1 pseudogene is annotated in these 254 nt (G+C 44.1%); it reads left to right on the top strand.

The window, feature by feature from the left end:
- Positions 1–254, top strand: a pseudogene (locus tag BN338_RS09615) (hypothetical protein); the annotation flags it as partial.

Raw genomic sequence — 254 nt, 5'->3', positions numbered from 1 at the left:
CTACAGGGAAAACCTTTCACGTTGTTTCCCGTGTTTACGATAGGCTATACTTTAGAGCAATTGGATGAGATCTCGATCAATCTTGATGCATTATCGGATTCTTTAGACAGTCCCCGTTGGCAAAGTGGTGCTCCAATGCTTGGTGCTTTTGATGAAAACAATTGTCTTGTTGTGTTTACAGGAGCGCCGATGGAGGCAACGGTTGTTTCGCAAGAGATGGGAGCCCCCGATGGAAGTTTTAACTTTATTACGAA

The sequence above is a fragment of the Bartonella queenslandensis AUST/NH15 genome, assembly GCF_000312585.1.
In the GTDB taxonomy this organism is placed as follows: Bacteria; Pseudomonadota; Alphaproteobacteria; order Rhizobiales; family Rhizobiaceae; genus Bartonella; species Bartonella queenslandensis_A.
Note: the sequence above shows the minus strand (reverse complement) of the source record. Positions and strands in the feature narration are given on the sequence as shown.